General features: G+C 55.7%; 8 protein-coding genes and 2 tRNA genes. 7 read left to right on the top strand and 3 right to left on the bottom strand.

Annotation, left to right across the window (positions count from 1 at the left end; genetic code table 11):
• Positions 1 to 116: 116 nt before the first annotated feature.
• Both BQ9843_RS05330 and BQ9843_RS05325 read right to left on the bottom strand, forming a co-directional pair.
• A complete protein-coding gene (locus tag BQ9843_RS05330; protein ID WP_075844197.1) occupies positions 117 to 1,310 on the bottom strand; it encodes a polymer-forming cytoskeletal protein in 1,194 nt (397 codons plus the stop codon).
• Between the two features lie 135 nt (positions 1,311 to 1,445).
• Positions 1,446 to 2,177: a trimeric intracellular cation channel family protein gene (locus BQ9843_RS05325; RefSeq protein ID WP_230205607.1), complete on the bottom strand. Its 732-nt coding sequence runs from the start codon at positions 2,175 to 2,177 to the stop codon at positions 1,446 to 1,448.
• Positions 2,178 to 2,361: 184 nt separating this feature from the next.
• Between BQ9843_RS05325 and BQ9843_RS05320 the strand changes: the two genes are divergently transcribed.
• Positions 2,362 to 2,452 (top strand) — tRNA-Ser (locus BQ9843_RS05320).
• A 50-nt stretch (positions 2,453 to 2,502) separates the two neighbouring features.
• Positions 2,503 to 2,593, top strand: a tRNA-Ser gene (locus BQ9843_RS05315).
• A gap of 192 nt (positions 2,594 to 2,785) precedes the next feature.
• On the opposite strand, the gene BQ9843_RS05310 is transcribed toward BQ9843_RS05315, so the two are convergent.
• Entirely contained in the window at positions 2,786 to 3,319 is a 534-nt protein-coding gene (locus BQ9843_RS05310) for a PaaI family thioesterase (RefSeq protein ID WP_083647937.1), read from the bottom strand.
• A gap of 455 nt (positions 3,320 to 3,774) precedes the next feature.
• On the opposite strand from BQ9843_RS05310, the gene rpsF reads away from it, so the two are divergent.
• From rpsF to rplI, 5 genes are all read left to right on the top strand, one after another.
• Positions 3,775 to 4,068 carry a 30S ribosomal protein S6 gene (gene rpsF / locus BQ9843_RS05305; RefSeq protein ID WP_040219536.1) on the top strand — a complete coding sequence of 98 codons (294 nt, stop codon included), beginning with the start codon at positions 3,775 to 3,777 and terminating at the stop codon, positions 4,066 to 4,068.
• A gap of 62 nt (positions 4,069 to 4,130) precedes the next feature.
• A complete protein-coding gene (locus tag BQ9843_RS05300) occupies positions 4,131 to 4,604 on the top strand; it encodes a single-stranded DNA-binding protein (RefSeq protein ID WP_075844195.1) in 474 nt (157 codons plus the stop codon).
• A gap of 83 nt (positions 4,605 to 4,687) precedes the next feature.
• Positions 4,688 to 4,954, top strand: a complete 267-nt coding sequence (rpsR, locus tag BQ9843_RS05295; protein ID WP_022386306.1) for a 30S ribosomal protein S18 — start codon at positions 4,688 to 4,690, stop codon at positions 4,952 to 4,954.
• Positions 4,955 to 4,980: 26 nt separating this feature from the next.
• Positions 4,981 to 5,967 (top strand): YybS family protein, encoded by a 987-nt coding sequence (locus tag BQ9843_RS05290; RefSeq protein WP_075844194.1) that lies wholly within the window; start codon positions 4,981 to 4,983, stop codon positions 5,965 to 5,967.
• Positions 5,968 to 6,012: 45 nt separating this feature from the next.
• Positions 6,013 to 6,549 carry a 50S ribosomal protein L9 gene (gene rplI / locus BQ9843_RS05285; RefSeq protein WP_040219534.1) on the top strand — a complete coding sequence of 179 codons (537 nt, stop codon included), beginning with the start codon at positions 6,013 to 6,015 and terminating at the stop codon, positions 6,547 to 6,549.
• Positions 6,550 to 6,953: the final 404 nt, after the last annotated feature.

Genomic DNA, 6,953 nt, shown 5'->3' with positions numbered 1-6,953 from the left:
AAGGTTCAAAAATGTGGAAAAACCGCCACTCATCGCGAAGTTCATGTCAATCTCGAGGGGTGCGGCCTCGAGATTGAGCTCTTTGAAGAAAAAAGACTTCTATCCGGTGTCTGCGTTTACTGAATGGGCGAGCCTGGCATGGGTGGGAGACTGTCTGGGTCACCGGCGGGAGGCTGGGGCCGATTGCCCTTCATACCTTCACCGATGCAATGGATGGCATAGCCTGCCAAATAGATAAAGGAGGCGATTCCGATGACGAAGCCTATAAACGGGAGATGGCTTGCAACGCCGACGATAAAACCTCCAACAACCGTTGCAGCTTGACGCGGCAGGGAATTCAGCACTGCTGGAGCAAGACTTGCCGAGGCGAAGGGGATGCAGGTCAAGATGCATAAGATTGCACATTGAATTGTGGTGAACGAGAGGATGCCGGTTACGGGGATTCCAAAGGCGGCGACAATAATCATAAATAACATGGGCACGATGGCGATGAGCGCGAGCATGCCCGGGACGATGATCTTGGACGGCTGCTTGAGCGCGATGTCCGTACTTGAATTCACCGCGCGAGGAAGAATCCATGCGATGATCAGTGCAATAACCGCAGTGCTGATGCCTGAGAAGAGATAGCCCATAATGCTGCCGAGGACGCTTGCAATACCTTGAGCCGCTCCCCCATCCTCTCCTTTCGCCTTATCAAAGGTCACATTGATAGGATGTTCGATGTGAGCGTTGTCGTCGATCGTGGGCTTTTCGGATAAGGTTGCCTCCACGTTGCCAAGAAGGCTCGCGTTTTTGGTGATGACGAGTTTTTCTGCATAGATGCTCACGTTGCCCGTGACGGTGCCGTCAAGAACGACGGTTTCACCGTAAAGAGCAGCGGTCTTTACAGAGCTGGAAAGGTTGATATCCTGTGCGGCGATATAGGCCCCTGCAGCAGAAGAACTTTTATCGACAGTAACGTACTGCCCGGCAAGGGTGAGATTTCCATCGACGCTTGTTTTGCTGATGTTGATGGTTTTACCTGCAGTTCGAATCGAGCCGCCAACCTGCGTGTTGTCGATATCGAGGGTTTCTCCGGCAGCGAGGACATCTCGCCCGACGGTTGTGCTGTCGAGGTCGAGTGCCCGTCCGATCCAATAGAGATCTCCTTCTATGGAGGAGGGGTTGCTCGAAGAGCCGCTGAACACATTCCCTGCTTCGTCTGCAGCATGTGCTGCTATGGGGAACGCAAACAGGGCAACTGCGAGTGCGAGGGCAAACGAGAGGGCGAAGCCGTGTCGCTGCTGCCAGGATAAGACGCGGTGATCCATAATGCTCCTTCAGTTGGTAGTGCATCGATTGCATTATGGATTACGGCGAGCCGGGCAGACAAGAAACCAGGGGTAGCATTTGGGAAAGGGGCGTGCTGAGGTGGTATGGGCTGCGAGCCACTATCCGGTTGCCCTCTATTTTTTGCGACGAAACCAGCGCGCGAAGTCATCCTCGGTGGGGCTTTTTATGTCGAAGCGAATGGAGAGCCATCGCAAGGCAATCGTTACAAAAACGCAGGCGACGAGTGCGGCCACGCTGGATATGGGGGTAAGACTCATGAGCGCCACATAGGTTGCTCCTCCTCCGATGGAGGCAATGGCGTAGAAGTTTGTGCGTTGGAAGATTCCGGGCACGTCGCCCATAAACCCGTCCCGCAGCATTCCGCCGCCTACAGCGGTAAACACGCCCATCATGACGCAAACAAAAGGATCGAAACCGTGGACAAACGCCTTGTCTGCGCCGGTTGCCGAGTAGATGCCAACCGAGAGGATATCGAGTACAGGGATAATGCGTTCGGGTTTGTCGACGACAGCGGGAACGATGTAGATGATGGCGGCTGTTGCGATGGAGATGGGGAGCGCGAGCGGTTGCTTGAGGATATAGACGTCTCCCACCTGAAGGGTCATATCGCGCAAAAGACCTCCTCCGAGTCCGCATACAACTGCGAGCGCGATAGCACCGATAAGGTCGAGGTTGCGCTTGCGGGCCGTGAGCACACCCGATATAGAGGCTGCGATGACGGCTGCCAGCTCAAGCCAGACGGGGATGGCAACGGGTTGGGAATACACGGGTGTCGAGATCATGACGGCGCCGCAAACGCCGGATAGAGTATGGGAAAGAAGGGTGCAGATAGCGAACACAGGCACTCCAGGGGGATAGACAATTGGTGACGCATGCGATGGGCGCGGCGAGTTTCGCATGCGCGTTCGCGCCCTATCTTACACGTCGAGAATGGGCGTTAAAACGCTTCTTCGATTGACGGTTTAAAATTTTGGAAGATTCTCGGTTGCATGTTTCGGATATTCCGGTAGAATTGCCTATGCACTTAACGGAGAGTTGTCCGAGCGGCCGAAGGAGCACGATTGGAAATCGTGTAGGCGTCAAAAGCGTCTCCGGGGTTCAAATCCCCGACTCTCCGCCAGATTTCACTCAGGGCGTGTCTCATGACGCGCCCTGTTTTCTACCCCACGCGGAGGGGTGGCAGAGTGGTTGAATGCGGCGGTCTCGAAAACCGTTTGGCCTGTATAAGGTCACGAGGGTTCGAATCCCTCCTCCTCCGCCAGTTTGAATTTCGAGCTTCCAGCGATGGAAGCTTTTTTGTTATCGGGCCCGCCCCGTACAAAAGCAGGAGGAGGGGTTCGAACCCGTAGAGGTGCGGAGCTGGGCAAACGCGTGAGCGTTTGCGCCGCAGCGTCCCCGGCGCGAAGTGCCGGGGACGTCCCTCCTCCGTCAGTTTGTTTGTGTTCCCGTTGCGTTAAAGGCCTTCGACGGGGCGATCGTCTTCAAACCACATATCGTCAAGATTTCCCTCGCCGGTCATGGCGTCGGGCGGGCAGATGGCGTACGTTCCTGTGGCCTGGACGGCTACCTTGCCGTCGGGCGTTAGGATTTCGCCTTCTCCCTCAAACGTGCGGCGCGTGATTTTAGTGCAGCGACCATGGCATTCCAGGAGTGTTCCATAGGGAAGTGGCCTGCGATACTTAAGGGAAAGGGAAATGGTGACGCCCCAGATATCGGGGTGTTTCATCTGAACAGCACGTCCGATCACCTCGTCAAGTACCGCCGCCGAGATTCCTCCGTGCACGCGGTCGGGGTAGCTTTGATGTATCTCTTGCGGTGTGAAATAGCACACAACTTCATCTTGCTCGGGGTGCTCCACAATTTGAGCGTGGAGGGAGAAAGGATTGTCCTTGCCGCAGACAAGGCACATGGAAGAGATATTTTGGTTCTTACATTCGCAGGCGTCGTTGCAAGAGCATGCGGATGAGGCGTCGGTGTCCGGTTGCATGGAATCTCCTTACGTTGAGTGATTGACAAACAGTGTAATACGGTGTTGAACCCGACATATCAAAAGTCCTTGAGTGCTTTTTAAGAAATATGAGCCAAGGCTTTCGGAACCTTTATGTGTAAGGAGCTGCATGTCTACAGTCTTGACCTGGGATTGTTTGATTTTGGGTGAGAGCCTACGGAATAAAATGGTCGATTTTTTGCCATATCTGTTTGAAGGGGCGCATATGGCCATGGCATGCTTTGCCCAAGCTCTCCCGAAGGCAGCATAAAGGGCAAGAAGGCTGTTCCAGGCTGTCCTTCGGGAGGCGTTCGTATAACGCGGTTATGTAGAGCTCATGAGGTTCTAGCTGCGAAGATGCGCATGTGCAGAAGATGATCTAGCATAATCAAGTCTTTTCCTGCCCCGGGCGCACCTTCACGACCCGGAGCCTTATGCCCAGAGGAGGTGACCAAATGAAGGCTTATGAACTGCTGTTCTTCGTCGACCCCACTCTCGACGCCGAGACTCGTCTCGCTGTCATGAAGCGCATCGATACCACGATCGCCGAGGGTAATGGCAAGGTCGACAACGTTGACGAGTGGGGCAAGCGCAAGCTCGCCTACGAGATCAACGACCTCACCGAAGGTGACTACACCCTCATCAAGTTCCATGCAGATCCTACTCAGATCGCCGAGCTCGACCGCGTTATGCGCATCACCGACGCCGTGATCCGTCACATGATCGTCCGTCGCGACGACCAGGAGTAGAAATCCGACATGAAGCGCGGCCGGCCATCGAGTCGACCGCACCCGAGAGGTAGTGAGTTAGCATGAGCATCAATCGAGTGAACATTTCCGGTAACCTCACGCGCGACCCCGAGTTGCGCGCAACCGCCGGCGGCACGCAAGTGCTTTCGTTTGGCGTTGCCGTCAACGACCGTCGCAAGAACCCGCAGACGGGCGACTGGGAGGATTACCCCAACTTTGTGGACTGCACGATGTTCGGCACCCGTGCCGAGGCCGTGAGCCGCTATCTCTCCAAGGGGACGAAGGTTGCGATCGAAGGCAAGCTCCGTTACAGCTCTTGGGAGCGCGACGGCCAGCGCCGCAGCAAGCTCGAGGTCATCGTCGATGAAATCGAGTTTATGAGCCGCGGCAGCCAGGGCGGCCAGGGTGGTTACAGCCAGAACGGCGGTAACTCCTATGGCGGCGGCTATGCCCCCGCACCGGCACCGCAAGCAGCTCCTGCCCCTGTGCAGGCGCCGCCCGTGGTCGACGTCTACGATGAGGACATTCCGTTTTAAGGTTGTATAACCTGCGGATGTCACCAGTTAGGTGATGGCGCCGGCTTGAATAGCCTGGCGTTGTATCGAAAGGTATTTTTGACATGGCTAATGATTATTCTGCACGTCAGCCGCGTCGTAAGTACTGCCAGTTCTGCAAGGAGAACACCGAGTATATCGACTATAAGGATACTCAGCTTCTCCGTAAGTACATGACCGATCGTGGCAAGATCAAGCCCCGTCGCGTCACTGGCGCTTGCACGCAGCATCAGCACGACATCGCGAACGCAATCAAACGCGCCCGCGAGATGGCTCTCCTGCCCTACGCCGTTCCCGTGGTTTCTTCCCGCGGCGAGCGCAACCGCGGCTAGGTACCCTGAGCCTTTAGGTTTTAACGATGATCAACGGGAACGACGAACCCCAGCGCCAAATCGTGCCGGCCGGGCCTAAACCTCCGGTGCGGCCCGCTGTGCTGCTTCAGGGCTTGCTTTGGACGGCATTGGGCGCTGCGTTGAGTTCGTATCTCCCTTATTTGGGAGTGTTTCTTCTTGCCTACGGTATGCGCGAGCTTCTGGAGGCAAAGAAGGGCAAGGGCCTTTGTGCGGGTCTTGGCGTATGCGTGCTGGTTTTTGCGGCTGCATGCGCTTGGGATTTCATATTTGCCCTTTCGCTTGTTCCCGTGTTTGTCTGTGCTGCAGGCATCTCATGGTGCATGTGGCGCGGACGGGCGAACGTAACCGCGGTGTGCATCGTGATCGTTGTGGCTTCGCTGCTTTCGCTTGGCATTGACGCGACCATCGCTTCGATGTCGGGCATGTCGCTTTCGAAGTCCTTCGTCGCGTTGCTCCAAGAGGCCGTTCGCTCTGCGGTGGGGTCCGATATCCAAGGCGACTTGCTTGTTTCGCAAGTCATGCCGCTCCTTCGGGTTATCTGGCCGTTTGTCTATGTGGCATCGGCTATGTTTGACGCGCTGGTTGCGGGTATTGGATCGTATACGATGTCTGTGCGCTGCACGGGCATTCGCCGCATGCCGCAAATTGCCAATTTCGATGCGCCCATGTGGTGCGTCGGCGTATTGGCTCTTTGCATCCTGGGACTTGGGGCGTCCTTTGCAGACATCCCACAGCCACAGCTGCTGCGCACGGTATGTGCGTCTGCGCTGGCAAGCCTGCGTGTTGTCTTTGCGCTTCAGGGCTTTGGCGTGGTTTCTGCGCTCGAAGCGAAGCGCCACATGGGTTGCTTAACCAGGTTCGTGACCACGTTTTTGACCGTTTGGCTCGAGGCGATGTTCTTCGCAATGTGCATCGTCGGCCTTATCGACATCTGGGCGAACTTCCGCGGTCTTGCGCGGGAGCAAGCTCGAGTGGAGAAGGCAAAACAATAAACGTTTGCGCACCGCGTAAGTGGTGCATTTCCGCAAGGAGATCTCATGAAAGTCATTCTCTTGGGTGAGATCAAGGGCAAGGGTGGCGAGGGTGACGTCGTAGACGTCGCTCAGGGTTACGCCGAGAACTACCTGTTCCCTAAGAAGCTCGCCGTTGCGGCAACCAAGGGCAATTTGAAGCAGCTCGAGGAGCGTCGCAACAACATTGAGAAGCGCGAGGCCGTCCGCATTGCCGACGCCAACGCGCTCAAGGAGTCCATCGATGGCAAGTCCGTTACCGTCGACGCCAAGGTCGGCGACGAGGGCGTGCTGTTTGGCTCCGTTACTGCCTCCATGGTCGCTGACGCGATCAAGGCCGACCTCGGTGTTGAGGTCGACCGTAAGCGCGTCGAGCTTGGCAAGCCTATCAAGGTTGCCGGTGCCCATGAGGTTCCCGTGGCGCTGTATCGCGAGATTCGCGCTACCGTGACCGTTCTCGTTGGCGTTACCGCCGAGGAGGCTGTCGAGGAGCCTGAGGCCGCTGCTGAGGAGACCGCCGAGGAGGCTGTCGCCGAGGTCGAGACCGAGGCTGCTGCCGAGTAACTCTACTCGCTGCATATGTCGCATGGCATGAAGGCTTGGAGCGCGTTTTGGGCTCCAAGCCTTTTTTATGTCGAGATCCTTTTAGGCAGCAACGCTTCGTTTTTTTGAGTTTCACGGCGCGCATTGCTGTGATATGGGAGAAATCCACAACAATGCACTTGACCTGCTGTTGAAAAGCTGGAGTAGACCAGTAGGAACGAATGCGGCATTTCCATTCTTGTATCAAGGGAATGCAAGGCATCTACCTGCGCATTGTATAAACAGCTATCTCTACCTGCTAAAATAATAAAACCAGCAAATCAAAAACGATAAAGTTCCGGTAAATCGCTGGTAAAAAATGAATAAACGCAGGTCAGAGCTTTATTGTTGAAAACTCAGTAAAAGCGCAGGTAATAATTGTTGAA

Source organism: Collinsella bouchesdurhonensis, from assembly GCF_900155365.1.
Classification (GTDB): Bacteria; Actinomycetota; Coriobacteriia; order Coriobacteriales; family Coriobacteriaceae; genus Collinsella; species Collinsella bouchesdurhonensis.
This window is presented reverse-complemented; position numbering and strand designations above follow the sequence as displayed.

What these genes read in the sequence shown, in the direction of transcription:
- BQ9843_RS05330 (WP_075844197.1), bottom strand. Translation starts at nt 1,310, where the DNA reads ATGGATCACCGCGTCTTATCCTGGCAGCAGCGACACGGCTTCGCCCTC.
- BQ9843_RS05310 (WP_083647937.1), bottom strand. Translation starts at nt 3,319, where the DNA reads ATGCAACCGGACACCGACGCCTCATCCGCATGCTCTTGCAACGACGCC.
- rpsF (WP_040219536.1), top strand. Translation starts at nt 3,775, where the DNA reads ATGAAGGCTTATGAACTGCTGTTCTTCGTCGACCCCACTCTCGACGCC.
- BQ9843_RS05300 (WP_075844195.1), top strand. Translation starts at nt 4,131, where the DNA reads ATGAGCATCAATCGAGTGAACATTTCCGGTAACCTCACGCGCGACCCC.
- rpsR (WP_022386306.1), top strand. Translation starts at nt 4,688, where the DNA reads ATGGCTAATGATTATTCTGCACGTCAGCCGCGTCGTAAGTACTGCCAG.
- BQ9843_RS05290 (WP_075844194.1), top strand. Translation starts at nt 4,981, where the DNA reads ATGATCAACGGGAACGACGAACCCCAGCGCCAAATCGTGCCGGCCGGG.
- rplI (WP_040219534.1), top strand. Translation starts at nt 6,013, where the DNA reads ATGAAAGTCATTCTCTTGGGTGAGATCAAGGGCAAGGGTGGCGAGGGT.